The organism is Candidatus Phytoplasma citri (assembly GCF_002009625.1).
In the GTDB taxonomy this organism is placed as follows: Bacteria; Bacillota_I; Bacilli_A; order Acholeplasmatales; family Acholeplasmataceae; genus Phytoplasma; species Phytoplasma citri.
The window spans coordinates 1-435 of sequence record NZ_MWKN01000033.1 but is presented as its reverse complement, the minus strand read 5'-3'; the positions used below and the strand labels follow the sequence as shown (position 1 = coordinate 435).

The following is a 435-nucleotide window of genomic DNA, read 5'->3' as shown; positions in this document are numbered from 1 at the left end:
TATTTAATTAAATTTTTTTATTATTTAATTATCTTAAAAAATTTCTATTTAATTGAAATAATTGTTGATTAAAATCATTTATTAATTGGATTAAAATCGGATTATTATAATAACCTCTATTTATAATTGAATTTCTTTGTTCTTCTAGATTTTTAATAAGATTTACGTAACGAAAATATCTTTTATTTAATATAGATTTCGTTTTTTGTTCTTTACAAGATGATGACCATATAAATAATTCTTGTTTTTTTACCGAAAAATCCCAAATCTTGTTATTTATTATAATCAAATGTTCTGATGCTATTAAATCTAATGAATTGTTATTTTCCATAGCTATAACTTGATTATTATTTATCAAAAGTAATCCCAAAAAAATAAACAAATAAATAATTATTATTTTTGATTTATTTTGTAATTTGAACATATTAATTAAAT

The 435-nt window shown here is 16.6% G+C and carries 1 protein-coding gene; it reads right to left on the bottom strand.

Features of this window, described 5'->3' with window-relative positions; translation table 11 throughout:
* Nucleotides 1–28 precede the first annotated feature (28 nt).
* A partial coding sequence (locus B2G44_RS01140; RefSeq protein WP_257616358.1) for an SVM family protein occupies nt 29–435 on the bottom strand: 407 nt, incomplete at its 5' end.